Annotated in this window: 20 protein-coding genes and 2 tRNA genes; 9 read left to right on the top strand and 13 right to left on the bottom strand. The window is 68.8% G+C overall.

The annotated features are described in order from the left end of the window. Window positions 1–3: 3 nt before the first annotated feature. Complete coding sequence (locus JT689_RS09095; protein ID WP_205251017.1) at window positions 4–330, bottom strand: hypothetical protein; 327 nt, start codon at window positions 328–330, stop codon at window positions 4–6. A 65-nt stretch (window positions 331–395) separates the two neighbouring features. On the opposite strand from JT689_RS09095, the gene JT689_RS09090 reads away from it, so the two are divergent. After that, a complete protein-coding gene (locus JT689_RS09090; protein ID WP_049892524.1) occupies window positions 396–1442 on the top strand; it encodes a thiamine pyrophosphate-dependent enzyme in 1047 nt (348 codons plus the stop codon). 18 nt (window positions 1443–1460) lie between these two features. On the opposite strand, the gene JT689_RS09085 is transcribed toward JT689_RS09090, so the two are convergent. Beyond that, window positions 1461–1700 carry an Lrp/AsnC ligand binding domain-containing protein gene (locus JT689_RS09085; protein ID WP_012289406.1) on the bottom strand — a complete coding sequence of 80 codons (240 nt, stop codon included), beginning with the start codon at window positions 1698–1700 and terminating at the stop codon, window positions 1461–1463. Between the two features lie 89 nt (window positions 1701–1789). On the opposite strand from JT689_RS09085, the gene JT689_RS09080 reads away from it, so the two are divergent. Both JT689_RS09080 and JT689_RS09075 read left to right on the top strand, forming a co-directional pair. Further along, window positions 1790–2467 carry a TrkA family potassium uptake protein gene (locus JT689_RS09080; RefSeq protein ID WP_205251016.1) on the top strand — a complete coding sequence of 226 codons (678 nt, stop codon included), beginning with the start codon at window positions 1790–1792 and terminating at the stop codon, window positions 2465–2467. Continuing rightward, window positions 2468–2695, top strand: a complete 228-nt coding sequence (locus tag JT689_RS09075; RefSeq protein ID WP_010903411.1) for an Lrp/AsnC ligand binding domain-containing protein — start codon at window positions 2468–2470, stop codon at window positions 2693–2695. A gap of 16 nt (window positions 2696–2711) precedes the next feature. Here JT689_RS09075 and JT689_RS09070 read toward each other — a convergent pair whose 3' ends face one another. Further along, window positions 2712–3188, bottom strand: a complete 477-nt coding sequence (locus JT689_RS09070; protein ID WP_205251015.1) for a DUF5813 family protein — start codon at window positions 3186–3188, stop codon at window positions 2712–2714. Window positions 3189–3281: 93 nt separating this feature from the next. Here JT689_RS09070 and JT689_RS09065 point away from each other — a divergent pair, with 93 nt between their 5' ends. From JT689_RS09065 to JT689_RS09055, 3 genes are read left to right on the top strand one after another with little or no spacing between them, the layout of a single operon-like run. After that, complete coding sequence (locus tag JT689_RS09065) at window positions 3282–3668, top strand: CrcB family protein (RefSeq protein ID WP_205251014.1); 387 nt, start codon at window positions 3282–3284, stop codon at window positions 3666–3668. Further along, window positions 3665–4024, top strand: a complete 360-nt coding sequence (locus JT689_RS09060) for a CrcB family protein (RefSeq protein ID WP_205251013.1) — start codon at window positions 3665–3667, stop codon at window positions 4022–4024. Before JT689_RS09065 ends, JT689_RS09060 begins: the two co-directional genes overlap by 4 nt. A 50-nt stretch (window positions 4025–4074) precedes the next feature. Continuing rightward, window positions 4075–4836: a heptaprenylglyceryl phosphate synthase gene (locus JT689_RS09055; RefSeq protein ID WP_010903407.1), complete on the top strand. Its 762-nt coding sequence runs from the start codon at window positions 4075–4077 to the stop codon at window positions 4834–4836. Window positions 4837–4838: 2 nt separating this feature from the next. Here the strand turns inward: JT689_RS09055 and JT689_RS09050 are convergent, their stop codons facing one another. The 5 genes from JT689_RS09050 to JT689_RS09030 form a co-directional block, all read right to left on the bottom strand. After that, on the bottom strand, window positions 4839–5192 hold the full coding sequence (locus JT689_RS09050) for a nuclear transport factor 2 family protein (RefSeq protein ID WP_205251012.1): 354 nt from the start codon (window positions 5190–5192) through the stop codon (window positions 4839–4841). A 69-nt stretch (window positions 5193–5261) separates the two neighbouring features. After that, window positions 5262–5344 (bottom strand) — tRNA-Leu (locus JT689_RS09045). A 78-nt stretch (window positions 5345–5422) separates the two neighbouring features. Continuing rightward, a complete protein-coding gene (locus tag JT689_RS09040) occupies window positions 5423–5764 on the bottom strand; it encodes a hypothetical protein (RefSeq protein ID WP_010903405.1) in 342 nt (113 codons plus the stop codon). 46 nt (window positions 5765–5810) lie between these two features. Continuing rightward, entirely contained in the window at window positions 5811–6353 is a 543-nt protein-coding gene (locus tag JT689_RS09035) for a peptidylprolyl isomerase (RefSeq protein WP_012289404.1), read from the bottom strand. Between the two features lie 67 nt (window positions 6354–6420). Beyond that, the gene (locus JT689_RS09030) at window positions 6421–7479 is read right to left on the bottom strand and encodes an anthranilate phosphoribosyltransferase (protein WP_205251011.1); all 1059 of its coding nucleotides are present in this window, start codon (window positions 7477–7479) and stop codon (window positions 6421–6423) included. 110 nt (window positions 7480–7589) lie between these two features. Between JT689_RS09030 and JT689_RS09025 the strand changes: the two genes are divergently transcribed. Continuing rightward, window positions 7590–8627: an Lrp/AsnC family transcriptional regulator gene (locus tag JT689_RS09025; protein ID WP_010903402.1), complete on the top strand. Its 1038-nt coding sequence runs from the start codon at window positions 7590–7592 to the stop codon at window positions 8625–8627. Between the two features lie 9 nt (window positions 8628–8636). On the opposite strand, the gene JT689_RS09020 is transcribed toward JT689_RS09025, so the two are convergent. From JT689_RS09020 to JT689_RS09000, 5 genes are all read right to left on the bottom strand, one after another. Continuing rightward, window positions 8637–8903: a hypothetical protein gene (locus JT689_RS09020; protein ID WP_010903401.1), complete on the bottom strand. Its 267-nt coding sequence runs from the start codon at window positions 8901–8903 to the stop codon at window positions 8637–8639. A gap of 31 nt (window positions 8904–8934) precedes the next feature. After that, window positions 8935–9141, bottom strand: coding sequence for a hypothetical protein (locus JT689_RS09015; RefSeq protein ID WP_012289403.1), 207 nt, complete (start codon window positions 9139–9141; stop codon window positions 8935–8937). A gap of 237 nt (window positions 9142–9378) precedes the next feature. After that, on the bottom strand, window positions 9379–9699 hold the full coding sequence (locus tag JT689_RS09010; protein WP_227970882.1) for a hypothetical protein: 321 nt from the start codon (window positions 9697–9699) through the stop codon (window positions 9379–9381). 191 nt (window positions 9700–9890) lie between these two features. Then, window positions 9891–9964, bottom strand: a tRNA-Ile gene (locus JT689_RS09005). Between the two features lie 74 nt (window positions 9965–10038). Then, window positions 10039–10599 carry an FxsA family protein gene (locus tag JT689_RS09000; RefSeq protein WP_205251009.1) on the bottom strand — a complete coding sequence of 187 codons (561 nt, stop codon included), beginning with the start codon at window positions 10597–10599 and terminating at the stop codon, window positions 10039–10041. 100 nt (window positions 10600–10699) lie between these two features. Here JT689_RS09000 and JT689_RS08995 point away from each other — a divergent pair, with 100 nt between their 5' ends. Further along, complete coding sequence (locus tag JT689_RS08995) at window positions 10700–12280, top strand: DUF255 domain-containing protein (protein WP_205251008.1); 1581 nt, start codon at window positions 10700–10702, stop codon at window positions 12278–12280. Between the two features lie 290 nt (window positions 12281–12570). Then, window positions 12571–13371: a TrmB family transcriptional regulator gene (locus tag JT689_RS08990; RefSeq protein WP_010903396.1), complete on the top strand. Its 801-nt coding sequence runs from the start codon at window positions 12571–12573 to the stop codon at window positions 13369–13371. Window positions 13372–13411: the final 40 nt, after the last annotated feature.

The raw sequence follows: 13411 nt of genomic DNA, 5'->3' as shown, positions 1-13411 counted from the left end.
GCCCTACTGTCGGGTGTTCTCCGGGCGGTCGCTGAACTCCTCGACCGGCGGCAGCCAGAACAAATGCACCGACCACCCCAGGAAGAACGGGAACGCCCACGTGGTGACGATCAGCGATCCGGGATCCGAAAACGTGCCCGCGCCAACCCCAAGCACTCCGAACAGGATCGTCGTGACGACGTAGACAACGGGCACGAGTACGAGCGTGTAGATCACCGCCCCCAGTCGCGTCTTCAGCGTGATGCGGAAGAACCGCGCGGCGAACGCCGCGATCGCCGCGTGCACGACCACGATGAGGGCAACACCGGCAGCGGTGGCGGCCGAAACCATACCGGGTGTACTGCCTCGTGGGGCTTTTCGCTATCGGTAAGTACCTGCCCACAGTCCGGCCGGATATGCACCGCGTCATCGGGGCCCGTGATCTCCACGCTGTCGACGTGAGTGAGGAGCAAGCGCGCGCTGTTCTCCGGGACATGGTTCGCGCCCGGCACTTCGACGAGCGCGCGCTTGCCCTCCAACGCCGCGGCTGGATGCCAGGGTACCCACCGTTCAAAGGACAGGAAGGGTCGCAGGTCGGGGCGGCACACGCTCTCGCCGGCGACGACTGGCTGTTCCCCACGTATCGTTCCAACGCCATGCAGCTCGCCCGTGGCGTCCCCGCAAGCGATCTGTTGCTCTTCCGGCGGGGGCGCGCGGAGTTCCACTCCGACCACGACCACAACGTCTTCCCGCAGGCCGTCCCGATCGCCAGCCAGATCCCGCACGCGGTCGGCGCGGGGATGGCGATGTCCTACACCGACAGCGGGCAGGCGTCGCTGGCGTACTTCGGGGACGGCGCAACCTCCGAGGGGGATTTCCACCAGGGGATGAACTTCGCGGGCGTGTTCGACGCGCCCGTGGTGTTCTTCTGTGAGAACAACAACTGGGCGATCTCGCTGCCCCGGGAACGCCAGACGGCAAGCGACTCCATCGCGGCGAAGGCCGACGCCTACGGCTTCGAGGGCGTGCAGGTCGACGGCAACGATCCGCTTGCCGTCTACGAGACGGTGACCGACGCGCTGGCTGGTGCCCGCGACGGCACCCCGATTCTCGTCGAGAGCCTGACCTACCGGCAGGGCGCACACACGACCAGCGACGACCCCGACCGGTACCGCCCCGAGGAGGAGGACCTGCCGGCGTGGCGGACCGCCGATCCGGTCGACCGGTACGCCGACTACCTCCACGACCAGGGCGTCATCGACGCCGGGTTCGTCGAGGAGTGTTTCGACGCGGCCGCCGACGAGATCGACGACGCCGTCGAAACCGCCGAAGCAGCCGGCGCGCCCGCCGTCGACGAACTGTTCGATCACGTCTACGCCGAGCGCACGCCCCGCATCGACGACCAGAAGGCGTGGCTGGAGTCGTGGCTGGAGACCCACGACCCACAGGAGATGGAGTTCTGAGCGCGGCGCCCGCCGCGCTCACGCCGTCGCCAGCGTGATGTACGTCTTCGTGTCCGTCACGCCGGTTATCGTCCCGATCTCCGTCGACACGTTCTGTAGGATGTGATCGACGACGTCTTCGCCACCGACCTCCGCGATGACGTCGTAGTTGCCCGCCACGACGCGGGCATCGGTCACGCCCTCCATTGTCGTGACTGCGTCGCAGATGTCCGCGACAGCACCTGCACCGGCGCTCACCATGACGAATGCGCGTGTCATGCCTCTCTGTACCGTGGCACACACCAAAAGCATTGCTGCATGAGACCATCACACAAACTTATTTGTTGTGGCATATCGTACTGGAACACATGGACATCGTTATCGTCGGGGCTGGGCGCGTCGGCTCCCGGACCGCCCGGGTCGTCACGAACGAGGACCACGCCGTCACCGTCATCGAACAGGACTACGACAGGGCAGAGCGCGCCCGCACCGAGGGCTTCGACGTCGTCGAGGGCGACGGCACGAGCGAGGACACCCTGCTGGACGCCGGCATCGACACCGCCGACGCGATCGGCGCGCTCACCAGCGACCTCAACACGAACTTCATCGCCTGCATGGTGGGCAACCACCACGACTGCCGCACCGTCCTCCGGATCGACGAGGACTACCGCGAGGACATCTACCGCAAATACGCCGACGAGGTCGACGAGATCGTCTACCCCGAGCGCCTCGGCGCGATCGGCGCGAAAAACGCCCTTCTGGGCGGCAACGTCACCGCCATCGCCGACCTCGCCGAACACCTCCAGGTCGTCCAGCTCACGGTCACCGACGACGCCCCCATGCGTGGCTACAGCATCAGCGAGCTGGAGCTCCCGGCGGGCGCGCGCCTGCTCGCGTTCGGGAAACACGACGCCTCGCTTGCGTTACCCCTGCCCAGCGAAACGCTCGAGACCGGCGACCGGATCGCGGTCCTCGCCGAGTTCGACACCCTCGACAGCGTCCGCCAGATCCTCGTCGGCAACGCCCCGCCAACGGAGGTGGCCTGAATGGTCGTCGCTTACGTCCTCGTGAAAGCCAACACCGGCCGTGCGGAGGAACTGCTCGACGAGATCGCGACCATCGACGGCGTCGTCAACGCCCACATCGTCGCCGGCGACGTCGACCTCATCGCGAAAGTCGACGTCGACACGCCCGCCGACGTCAAGGAAATCGTCACCGCCCCCATCCAGAACCGCCGCGGCGTCGAAGACACCGAAACCTACATCTCCATGTAGGCCGGCCAACCCCGTCCTACAGCGGCGTTCCGCCGGCTTCCTGCGCGTTCTGGGCGGCCTGCTCGCGCATCGCCTGCACCGCCTCGATGTAGTCGTAGCCCGGCACGATCCCCTGGAACCACGTTCCTTCCACGTAGTTCACCAGCGCCAGCGCGTCGTCGGCGGCCATCCCGGAGCGCGGTGCCATCGTCAACGTCACCGTGATCTCGCCGCCCGCCCGCGTGACCGCCGACACCGACACGTCCTCGGCGCGCGTGACGCTGTCAGCGTCCCGCACGCGGCGCTCGAAGGTCTCGTACCAGCCGTCGCTGACCACGTCCGCGACCTGCTCGGTCGTCGCCGCGTCCAGCGTCGGCACCACGACCGCGATCTCGACGCCCGGCGGCTCCACGGCAACCACCGCCTCCCAGTCGTTCGTCGTCGGCGCAAACGATCCCTCCGCCACCGCCCGGAACCGACCGTGAGACTCGAACTCACCGGCGATCTCGTCCATTGGCCGCCCCTACGGTGCCGGGCCGTTTGGACGTTGCGCTGGCGGCGCGGCGCTTCGACAGCTACACGCGCGCCCACCCGCAATCGGACCACGATGGGGATCCCACTCCGGATCGACGCGCGGTCGACAGCGCTCGTCGCCGTTGGCGGGGCCGTCGGCGCAGTGCTCCGGTACACCGTCGCGCAGGCGATCGCCGGCCCGCTGGGTACGCTCGCCGCGAACGCCGCCGGGAGCCTCGCGCTCGGCGCGCTGGCCTACGAGGCCGCCGCCACCGACAGCGCGCTCTCCGCCGACGCCCACACGCTGCTTGGGACCGGCTGCCTGTCGGCGTTCACGACGTACAGCACGTTCGCCGTCCAGACCGCAGGCCTCGCGCCGCGCTGGATGGCCGCGAACGTCGCCACGACATACGCCCTCGGGTTCGCGGGCGTGCTCGTTGGGCGCGCAATCGCCGCCACAGCGCGGGGTGATCGGCGATGACCGGCCCGGTGGTTCCGCCGGCGGTGCTCGTCGCCGCCGGCGGCGCGCTCGGCGCGGTGCTCCGGTGGCGCGTCGTCGCCGCCACGCCCACCACGGAGTACCCCGCGGGCACGCTCGTGGTGAACGTCGTCGGGTCGTTCGTGCTCGCCGCACTCACGTTCGCCGCGGCCGACGCCGACATCATGCTGTTGTTCGGCACGGGCGCGTGTGGCGCGTTCACCACGTTCGCGTCGTTCAGCGTCGACGTGGTCGCGCTCGTCGACGCCGACCGGCCGGTGGCGGCCGCCGGTCACGCCCTCGGCAACCTCCTGGGTGCCGGGCTCGCGGTCGCGCTCGCGTGGCTGCTGGTCGCGTGACGACCCCGCGGTCGGAGGACTGAAGCCCACGCCCCAGCAAACCCGCGGTAATGACCATCGACTGGGGGTCAGTCACCCACATCACGAAAGTCGACCCCGCGGATCCGCTGCCCGACGACGCGTCCGTGCTCGGGCACACGGATCTCGTGATCGTCGGCGGCTCCGACGGCGTCACGGAGTCGAACACGCTCGCGACGATCGAACGCATCGCCACCGAAGCCCCCGACATCCCGGTGTGGCAGGAGCCCTACAGCGGCAGCCACGTCTCCAAAGACACCATCGAAGCCGTCGACAACGTCGCCGTTCCAGCCGTCTACAACGGCGATTCCGCGAACTTCGTCGACAAACACGTCGACTTCTTCACGCAGGCCGCCCGCAAGCCAGCGCAGCTCACCGGGGCGAACCTCCCGCTGGTCGGCGACATCGTCGAGTCCAAGGGCCGAGACGCGGTCACCGACCTCACCGACGCCGTGCTCGCGGAGGGATACGTGGTCCAGAACCTCGACTCGAAGGCCGCCGCCGAGTCCGGCGTCGACACCCTCTACACGCCCGAGCAGGTCGCCGGCGCGGCCCTCGCCACGGAGTCGTTTTTCGACTTCCCCGTGTTCTACGTCGAATACTCCGGCACCTACGGCGGCCCCGCGGACGTCGAGGCCGCAGCCCAGTACCTCGAAGACACCACGCTGCTCTACGGCGGCGGCATCCAGAACGGCACCCAAACCCGGGCGATCCTCGACGCCGGTGCCGACGCGGTCGTGGTGGGTGACATCTTCCACGAGGACCCCGACCGATTCATCGACACCATCCCCTGACGCTACTCGTAGGCGAGCCACAGCCGCTGGATCAGCCCCTCGACGACCGTGTAGACGCACAGCGCATCGCGCTCCCCGCCGTCCGTGTTCGTGATGTGTTCGTGGTCGACGACGTACGGCCCGCAGCTCACCCGGTCCACGACGCTGATCTCCGGGGCCGCCTCGGCGAACTGCTCACCGTACGCCGCCTCGATCGCCGCCGTCCCCACCGCGATCGGGTCGCCGTCGCCGTCCAGTGCGTCGAACGTCGTCACGACGGCGTCGTCGTCGAACTCCGCGGCGAACGACGCCACGTCACCGTCGTTGTACGCCGCGATCTGGCGGTCGACCACGTCCTCGGGCTCCGTGCTCCACATGTCGGCACCGTCGCAGCGCTCCCCGATGAAGGCTGGGGCGCTCGCCGCCGGCAGCGCTCGCAAAACGAGTGCGAGAGGTGGGATTCGAACCCACGAACCCCTACGGGAGCGGGTCTTAAGCCCGCCGCCTTTGGCCGCTCGGCCACCCTCGCATCTCCGTAGTGTGGGGGCGCGGAGAAGTGGGTTACGGTCACGCGGCGGCGCGAACACGGCGCTGCCCGCGTCCGCCGCTACCAGTCGACGGACAGGCTGCCGTCCCCGCTGGGGTCGGGCGCGATCTCCTCGTCGCTGCGGCGGTCGACGACGTGAATGACGCCGTCGCCTTTCTTCGCGGGGCAGGCGTCGGCGGCGTCGATGTTGTGCTGGAGGTCGTCCTCGTCGAAGAAGTACGCCACCGGGTCGGCCAGCCCGGTGCCGATGTCCATCTCCCAGTTGGCCGACACGGCGGCGCATTTCCCCGCCCCGAAGCATTTGTTCGCCTCGAAGATGATCTTGTACGGCGCGTCCTCGATCGGTGGCGCGTCGGTTTCGCCGATGTCGCTCGGGTCCGGCGCGGTGTCGGCGTCGCTCATGGGTCACGCTTGGGCGTGACCGGTCTTTCGGCTTTCGGTCGGCGGTCTACTCGTGGATCTCGACGCGGTCGATGGTGATCTCGGACGCCGGCGCGTCGTTGGCGTCGGTCTCGACATCGCCGATGGTTTCGACGACGTCCATGCCGTCAGTGACCGCCCCGAACACCGCGTGGCGGCCATCGAGGTGCGGTTGGGCGTCCAGGGTGATGAAAAACTGGCTGCCGTTCGTGTCCGGCCCGGAGTTCGCCATCGAGAGCACGCCGGGGCCGTCGTGGGTGAGGTCGTCGTGGAACTCGTCGGCGAACTCGTAGCCGGGGCCGCCCCGGCCGGTGCCGGTCGGGTCGCCGCCCTGAATCATGAACCCCTCGATGATGCGGTGGAACGAAACCCCCGCGTACAGCGAGTCCCCGCGGATCTCGCCGCTCTCGGGGTCCTCCCAGGTGACGGTGTCCGGCGCCGGGTCGGCGTCCGCCGCGGGCTCGTGGCGCGCGAGGTTCAGGAAGTTCTCGACGGTGCGGGGGGCCCGCTCGTCGTACAGTTCGATGTCGAATTCGCCCTCGCTCGTGTGAACCGTGGCGTCGACTGGCATCGTGTTCCGACAGTCGGCGCGCCGCATGAAAAACCCTCCCGACTCGACCGCCGCCGCGTGGCGGCGCTCAGAACGCCCGCAGGTCGGCCAACAGCGCCTCCGCGGTGCCGTCGGAGATGACACGCTCGGCGGCCTCGATGCCCTCGTCGAGCGTGGCGACGTCGGTGCGCGCGTACAGCCGCAGCGCGGCGTTCACCAGCACGGCGTCGTGGAACTGGTCGGTGCGCTCGCCGGACAGCACGTCCTTGGTGATCGTCGCCGAATCGGCGGCCACGTCCTCGACGTGGAGGTCCTCGGTCTCGAAGTCCATGCCGTACTCGGGGGTTTCGATGGTGAAATCCGCGAGGTCGCTGCCGGCGTCCCACTCGGCGACGGTCGTCGACCCCGGGCGGACGTCGTCGTACCCCTCAAGCCCCTGGAACATGAGCACGCGCTCGAAGCCGGCGTGCTCGCTCTCCCGGACGGTTTCGACCATCTTCTCGGCGAACGCCAGGTGGTAGAACGACCCCAGGTGGACGGCCGCGTCGGCGGGGTTGGCAAGCGTCTCGACGGTGTTGACGAACGTCCGCACGCCCATCTTATCGCGGCGGTCCCACAGGGCGTCCACGGTCGGGTTGAACGCCGGCTGGTAGTAGAACCCGAAGCCGTGCTCGTCGACCATCCGCGCCGACGCCTCCGGCGTGAGCTCGGTGCGCACGCCCAGCGCGTCCAGGACGTGCTTGTACGCGACCTCCTTCTGCGAGGGGACGTGATCCCCGGAATGCACGACGATCGGCGTTCCGGCGGCGGCGGCGACGATGCCCGCAGCAACGCCGAGCACCGCCGACCGCGCCTTCCCGTCGTAGTTCGCCCCGCAGTCCACGGGGTCCGCGTCCGGGGCCGCCGTGTGCCGGCTCTCCTCGTACATCACGTCGACGTACGCGCCGAGCTCCTCGGGGTTGTTTTTCTTCCAGCGGTTCGCCAGCCAGAACGCGCCGAGCGTTGTCTGATCCGGTTTCAGGTCCAGAATGCGCTGGAACGCCTCGCGGGCCTGCTCGCGGTCCATGTCCCCCGCGGATTTCGGCCCGGACGCAACGACTTCGGTGTTCAGGCGCTTCAGCGGCCACTCGCCGTACTCGTCTGCCATACACGCCGGTTGGGCGTACACCGGGGTAAATCCACGCACTTCCTCCCAGATCGTGGTACGCCCGACCGGAACCGGTACACAGTAACCGCGGGCGGTCGTAGCTCCCCGTGATGGTTTCGGGTGATTGGCGCGACCACATCGACGACACCGACGCACGCCTGATCGACGACTACCAGAGCGGCTTCCCGGTCCGCGAACGCCCCTTCGAGGCGCTGGCCGACGACCTCGATACGACCCCGTCGGACGTCCTCGACCGCGTTCGCAGCCTCCGTGACGACGGCGTCTTCCGGCGCTTCGGCGCGGTCCTGAACCCGCCGGTTATCGGCTCCTCGACGCTGGCGGCGGTCGCAGCGCCTGACGACCGCTTCGACGAGGTGGCCGACGTCATCAACGGCTACCAGCAAGTGAACCACAACTACGAGCGCGCCCACCGCTACAACCAGTGGTTCGTCGTGACCGCCGGCGACCGGGAGACACGCGACAGCATCCTCGCGGACATCGCCGACCGCACCGGCTGTGCGGTGTTGAACCTCCCGATGCTCACGGACTACTACATCGACCTGGAGTTCCCCGTGGTGAACTCCGACCGGTTCGCCCGCGAGTCACTGGCCCACACCGCCGTCGACGCCACACGCATCAGCGAAACCGCCACCGGCGACCTCGCCACCCTCGACGCCGAGCTCCTGCTTGCGATCCAGGACGGGTTCCCGCTGTCCGCCACGCCGTACCGGGACATCGCCGCCGACATCGACGCGGACGTCAGCGCCGTCCTCGACGCCGTCGAGCGCCTGCTGGCCGACGGCTGCATCAAGCGCGTCGGCTGCATCGTCAACCACGTCGTCACTGGGTTCGACGCCAACTGCATGGTCGTCTGGGACGTCCCCGACGACGAACTCGACGAGCGCGGCGTCGCCGTCGGCGAACTCCCCTACGTGACGCTGTGCTACCACCGGCCGCGGCGACCCGACCAGGACTGGCAGTACAACCTCTTCACGATGATCCACGGTCGGGAAAGCAGCGCTGTCGACGAGAAAATAGACGAACTCGCAGCCACCGAACTCCCGTTCGAACACGAGCGGCTGTACAGCAAGCGCACGCTCAAACAGACCGGCGCTCGCTACGACGATCTGGTTGACGCCGCCGAGTAGTTTCGGCGGTTACTCGCGCGCCGTCACGAAGAGGATCGGCGCGATCACGAGCAACGCGATGCCGACGAACCGGAACATGAACGGCGTCTCGCCGAGCAGCGACTCCGGCGTCGCCAGGAACAACACCCCGAACAGGGTGGTGTTGATGGCGACGATCTTCCGACTGCCCAGCGGCAGCGTTCCGACCACGGAGCCGATCAGCAACACCGCAAGCACGTGCCCGATGTGGTAGTTCTGTAGGAAGTTGTCGACCAACGGCAGGGGCGTGAACACCATCCTTTGAACGAATTTGGCCGCGAAATCCTCTTTAAGGTTCCGTTCCGCCCTCCGTCCGGGACAGATCGAGGGGGCGAATCCACGTGTACCACACCGTCAGAACCATCAATCCGTACCCGCCGGCCCACACCGCCTCGTCGGCCAGTCCCGTGGTGGACTGCGCGACCAGATAGCTCGCAACCCCGGGGAGGACAACCCCACCAGCAAGCACTGCGGCGAGTTTCACGTGGTCGTTCACGCGTCACTGTTCGGGCTCGAGCCGCCTGAATGTCCCGGTTCGTGACCGGTCGCGATGGCACTGTGTGCGTTCCGTACAGGGGGAGCCGCACCGGGGTCGGCAGGGGGATCACGCTTGACGGACTGGGCACCCCGGGCGGTCAGAGACACGGGCTCCGAGCGGAACCCACGAGACCGTAGCGCCCCGACCGTTGTTAACCCACAGCCGCAGTTGCAGCGCGTGCAAACGCCGCGCCGTTCACACGCCGAGTTGGCGCGCCATCCACTCCTCGCCGGCCTGCCCCAGCATCGCCTCGAAATCACTGAACGACGTCCGTGCGGCCACGTACTCGTCGAACGCCGCTTCGGGGATCGCCGCGAACTCCGCCCGCGACGACACCGACCACTGGCTGGCCGCCATGAACGCCTCGAAGCTCTCGGCGTCCGTGTGTCGCTGCATGAACGACGGCGGGAACACCACGCCCAGCGCGTCCCCGTTCTCGGCCAGCGACGCCGCCCGTGCGTGGAGTTCGTCCACCACCGCGCTCACGCTCCCGTACTCGTTGCCCCCGTCACTCATACCATGACCATCGACGCCCGCGGTCAAAACAGTTCGGTGCTCACGCCCCGACTGCGGCCACACCTCCCGAGCGGGACGCGATACCGAGTCGTGCAGCCCTGGGTTCAGCGGACCCCAACGCATGACGCTACCAACGACAGCGCTACGGACTCGAACCACCGGCGGAAGAACCCTGCCGCGCGAACCGCTAGTGGGTCAGTGCGGATTTGAACCGCAAGCCTCCACCTTATCAGAGTGGCGCTCTACCTAGTTGAGCTACTGACCCGCGCACTTCGAGGTAGTCCGGTGGTACAATTAAGGGTTTCCTTTCGACCGGACGACGGCAGCCGGTCCCACGGCTCACTGGTCGTCGTCAGCGTCGTCCTCGAAGGAGACGTCGTAGGCGTCGTCGCCGAGGTTGATGGTGTCGTCGTCGCCGTCGCCCGCGCCGCCGCCGCCGAACCCGGATCGAGGGTCGCCGTCGCCCGCGCCGTCTCCCCCGGGGAACCCGAACGTGTAGACGTTGCCCGAGACGAACCCGCCGGTTTTCGCGTCGAGCTTCGGGGTGACGTACCGCTTGACCCCCCAGCGGAACGCCACACGCGTGACCGGGATCACGATCAGGAACCCAAGCGCGTCGGTCACCAGGCCCGGCGTGAGCAGGAACGCGCCGGCCGCGATCAGCAGCCCGCCGTCGACGAGCTCGTTCGTCGGCGGGTCGCCGCGCGCGACCGACGCTTGCAGCCGCGACAGCGTCGCACGCCCCTCCGCCCGCACGAACAGCGTTCCCAGCAGGGCAGTCAGAACCACCAGCGCCACGGTCAGCTGCCAGCCGAGCTCACCCGCCACGAACACCAGAAAGACGGCGTCCACGAGCGGCACCACCAGCAACGCAAGAAACACCGACCGAAAGCGAGGCATGCCCGAGGGTTGCCGGGCATGCCTGATAGCCTTTCTGCTCCCGCCGGTGCCGTTCGGCGGTCCGAAACCGTTTCCCGGCGGCGACGCGGAGTACTGCCGTATGAGCGACGCCAGCGACGACCGAACGCGCGTGGAGTGGCGCGAGTGGGGGAGTGATGCGTTCGCGGACGCCCGCGAGCGCGGCGTGCCCCTGCTGGTGTCGGTTGTGGCCACGTGGAGCGAGTCCTGCCGGGCGATGGCCCAGCGCACGTACGCCGAACCCCGGATCGCGGCGAACATCAACGACGACTTCGTGCCGGTGCGCGTGAACGCCGCCCGCCGCCCCAGAGTGCGCGAGCGGTACAACATGGGGGGGTTCCCGTCGACGGTGTTCGTCACCCCCGACGGCGAGCATATCGCGGGCGCGACGTTCCTCGAACCGGATGGCTTCCGGCAGGTCCTCCAGCGGGTGCGCGAAACCTGGGACGACGCGGGCGCGGACGCGGGCAGCGTGCCGCGCGCGCTGTCCGGTGGCGAGCCACCGGCGGCGCCGCTTTCGGGTGACATCGAGGGGTTGGTTGCGGGCCAGCTCGCCGACCAGTACGACAGCGAGCACGCGGGCTGGGGGTCCAGTGAGAAGTTCCCCCTGCCCGAGACGGTGTCGTTCGCGCTGAAGCGCGACCGGGACCGCGCGCTGCGCACCCTGGACGCGATCCGCCGCCATCTCGTGGGCGACGACGGCGGGTGTTTCCGGTTCGCGCACGGCCGCGACTGGTCGGACCCCCAGACGGAGCGCACCCTCTCGGTGAACGCCGGCATGCTCGCGGCGTTCGCGCACGCCTACCTCACCACCGGCGACGACGAGTACCGCGGGGCGGCCACTGGCGTCCTGGACTACCTCACCGAAACGCTCTGGACGGGCGCGGCGTTCGGCGCGGGCGAAACCCCCGACGGTGGCGTCGACGACGCCGCGTACGCCGACGGGAACGCGCTGGCCGCCGACGCGTTGCTGTCGCTTGCCGCGTACACGGGCGACGACCGCGCAACCCGGTACGCCGAGCGCACCCTGGCGTATCTCGCCGACGAACTGCTCGTCGACGACACGGTTCGACACTACGCAGGGGCGGCCGCGCCCGTGGGCCTGCTCGCCGACCGCGCGCGCGTCGCTGGTGCGTTCACGACGGCGGGGCAAGTGTTGGATCCGGCGTACCTGGAGCCGGCACGCGCGATCGCCGACCGCGCGATCGCGGACCTCCAGGACGACACCGGCGCGTTCGTCGACGGCCCCGAGACGGGTGCCGGGCTGCTCGATGAGCCGCTGCGCCCCATCGACGACACGGCCGCGATGGCGGACGCGCTCGTCGACCTCTCTTACCTCACCGGTGAGGCGCGCTACCGGGACGCCGCGCGGGACGCCATCGCCGCGTTCGCGGGGGCCGCCGAGCGCATGGGCGTCCAAGTTGCGGGGTACGCGACCGCCGCCGCCCGCCTCAGCACTCGCCCGCTGGTGATCCGGGTGGCCGACGACCCCGGCAGCGAGCTTCATCGGGCCGCGCTCCGCATGGCCGACCACGAGAAGGTGGTCGCCGTCGGTGTGGACGGCGACCCGGGGACCGCGTGGCTCGACACTGCCGACGGCGACACCGACGCGGTCGCCACCCCGAGCGCGCTCGCGGCGCTCGTTGCCGACACGGCGCAGTAGCCATCCCACCGCCCGGCGGTCGCCGGCGGTTTCCGGTCTCTTGCCCGCTATATAGGCCTCTGGAGCGGGATTCAAGTCGCTGGCGACCGATCCGCTACGTGATGGCCCACGACGAGCCCGGCTCCCCCTCGGACACCGCCCCGGACGTTGACGAACTCCTCGGTGATCTCCCGTACGTCGTTGTCTGGCGCGCCAGGCCGTGACGCCGCATACGCCGCCCAGTCCCGGCAAGTGCTGCCGATTATAAACTGTCGGAGCGTTTTTCACGGCGTGTCTTGAATTGACGCACCATGTCCGACTTGAGGGACTTGGGGCTCTCGGAGTACGAGGCCAACGCTTACCGATCCCTGTTGCGCATCGGCGCAGCAACCGCCAAGGAGTTGTCGTCGGCCAGCGGCGTTCCGATGGGACGCATCTACGACGTGCTTGGCAGCATCGAATCCCAACACCTCGTGCGCAGCCAGGCCGCCAGCCGGCCGAAGAAATACGTCGCCGTCGAACCCGAGACGGCGCTCAACAGACTGCTTGAGGACCGCAAGCGCGAGCTCCAGGAGAAAGCCACCCAGTACGAGAACGTCGTTGACACGCTGGCGCGCGAACTCGATCACCCGAAAGCCCCCGAAGACGGCTTCTGGACGGCGGAACTCGGCCCGGCGGCCGCGCTGGATCTGTGGCTGGAGCGCATCGACGCCGCCCAGGACACGATCACGCTGGTCTCGGGGACGCCCGCCTCCGGGTTCGACCTCGACGACGTATCCAGCCAGGTGTTCGACCGGCTCGCGGTCGCCGTCGAGCGCGGCGTCGACGTTTCGGTGCTGTTGTCGTCGGACCTCGCGGACTGCATGCCACACGACGTCAACGAGCGATACATCGACGCGCTCGCCGACGACCCCACCTACGAGGTCCGCATCGGCGACAGCATCGACGGCAACGTCACCATCATCGACGGCGCGGAAGTCTGCCTTGAGGTCTCGAACCCCGTCCAGCCCGGCGAAGCGTTCGCCACCATCGACCTCCAGGACCGCGAGTTCGCCGCCGACGTCCGCGCCGCCTTCGAGGAGAGTTGGGGCGATTCGACGACGCTCGGCTGAGTCCGTCGGCGGCTGTGCCCGCGGGCGGACAGCTGCGACG

Source organism: Halobacterium sp. GSL-19, assembly GCF_016917855.1.
Taxonomy (GTDB): Archaea; Halobacteriota; Halobacteria; order Halobacteriales; family Halobacteriaceae; genus Halobacterium; species Halobacterium salinarum.
The sequence above is the reverse complement of the archived record's forward strand: the minus strand, read 5'-3'. Positions and strand labels throughout refer to the sequence as shown.

Coding starts and splice junctions, on each gene's coding strand:
- JT689_RS09095 (WP_205251017.1), bottom strand. CDS start 330: ATGGTTTCGGCCGCCACCGCTGCCGGTGTTGCCCTCATCGTGGTCGTG.
- JT689_RS09090 (WP_049892524.1), top strand. CDS start 396: ATGCACCGCGTCATCGGGGCCCGTGATCTCCACGCTGTCGACGTGAGT.
- JT689_RS09085 (WP_012289406.1), bottom strand. CDS start 1,700: ATGACACGCGCATTCGTCATGGTGAGCGCCGGTGCAGGTGCTGTCGCG.
- JT689_RS09080 (WP_205251016.1), top strand. CDS start 1,790: ATGGACATCGTTATCGTCGGGGCTGGGCGCGTCGGCTCCCGGACCGCC.
- JT689_RS09075 (WP_010903411.1), top strand. CDS start 2,468: ATGGTCGTCGCTTACGTCCTCGTGAAAGCCAACACCGGCCGTGCGGAG.
- JT689_RS09070 (WP_205251015.1), bottom strand. CDS start 3,188: ATGGACGAGATCGCCGGTGAGTTCGAGTCTCACGGTCGGTTCCGGGCG.
- JT689_RS09065 (WP_205251014.1), top strand. CDS start 3,282: ATGGGGATCCCACTCCGGATCGACGCGCGGTCGACAGCGCTCGTCGCC.
- JT689_RS09060 (WP_205251013.1), top strand. CDS start 3,665: ATGACCGGCCCGGTGGTTCCGCCGGCGGTGCTCGTCGCCGCCGGCGGC.
- JT689_RS09055 (WP_010903407.1), top strand. CDS start 4,075: ATGACCATCGACTGGGGGTCAGTCACCCACATCACGAAAGTCGACCCC.
- JT689_RS09050 (WP_205251012.1), bottom strand. CDS start 5,192: ATGTGGAGCACGGAGCCCGAGGACGTGGTCGACCGCCAGATCGCGGCG.
- JT689_RS09040 (WP_010903405.1), bottom strand. CDS start 5,764: ATGAGCGACGCCGACACCGCGCCGGACCCGAGCGACATCGGCGAAACC.
- JT689_RS09035 (WP_012289404.1), bottom strand. CDS start 6,353: ATGCCAGTCGACGCCACGGTTCACACGAGCGAGGGCGAATTCGACATC.
- JT689_RS09030 (WP_205251011.1), bottom strand. CDS start 7,479: ATGGCAGACGAGTACGGCGAGTGGCCGCTGAAGCGCCTGAACACCGAA.
- JT689_RS09025 (WP_010903402.1), top strand. CDS start 7,590: ATGGTTTCGGGTGATTGGCGCGACCACATCGACGACACCGACGCACGC.
- JT689_RS09020 (WP_010903401.1), bottom strand. CDS start 8,903: ATGGTGTTCACGCCCCTGCCGTTGGTCGACAACTTCCTACAGAACTAC.
- JT689_RS09010 (WP_227970882.1), bottom strand. CDS start 9,699: ATGAGTGACGGGGGCAACGAGTACGGGAGCGTGAGCGCGGTGGTGGAC.
- JT689_RS09000 (WP_205251009.1), bottom strand. CDS start 10,599: ATGCCTCGCTTTCGGTCGGTGTTTCTTGCGTTGCTGGTGGTGCCGCTC.
- JT689_RS08995 (WP_205251008.1), top strand. CDS start 10,700: ATGAGCGACGCCAGCGACGACCGAACGCGCGTGGAGTGGCGCGAGTGG.
- JT689_RS08990 (WP_010903396.1), top strand. CDS start 12,571: ATGTCCGACTTGAGGGACTTGGGGCTCTCGGAGTACGAGGCCAACGCT.